Below are 503 nucleotides of genomic sequence, written 5' to 3' on the forward strand. Positions count from 1 at the left end.
ACTGGCTTTATATACACTTAATATTAAATAGGATTCTAAATAAAACCATAGACTTCATACATTACAATATAAAAATTAGATTAATATTATAAATCTAGTTGACAATGGATCGTATAAATCCCACAGTTTCTCTGATCAGAATGTAATCAATCGAACATGAACATACTGGTATACATTCCAGCGCATATAATGCTGTCGCTTTTCTACAAAAAGTGCTTTTTTTTAAATGCTTCTCTCTATAAAAAAGCCACACTGCTTTATTAGCAATATGGCTTCATACAATAACTCTATAAGCTATAGTTTAGATTCAGCCTACCCCAGCAGCACAAGTGAAATCGCAGGGAACATCACCAAGATAACCAGACGGATTACATCAGAGACAATAAATGGAGCCACCCCTCGGAACATATCGCTCAGCTTAATGTGCGGTGCCATCGCCTTAATCACAAAGATATTCATCCCCATTGGCGGCGTAATCAAACCAAGCTCCACCGTCAATACCG

At 36.8% G+C, this 503-nt stretch carries 1 protein-coding gene; it reads right to left on the reverse strand.

Going from position 1 to position 503, the window contains the following annotated elements:
- Positions 1-312 precede the first annotated feature (312 nt).
- A partial coding sequence (locus QL886_RS12990; protein ID WP_290178841.1) for a TRAP transporter large permease subunit occupies positions 313-503 on the reverse strand: 191 nt, incomplete at its 5' end.

Source organism: Psychrobacter sp. APC 3281, from assembly GCF_030407815.1.
Classification (GTDB): domain Bacteria; phylum Pseudomonadota; class Gammaproteobacteria; order Pseudomonadales; family Moraxellaceae; genus Psychrobacter.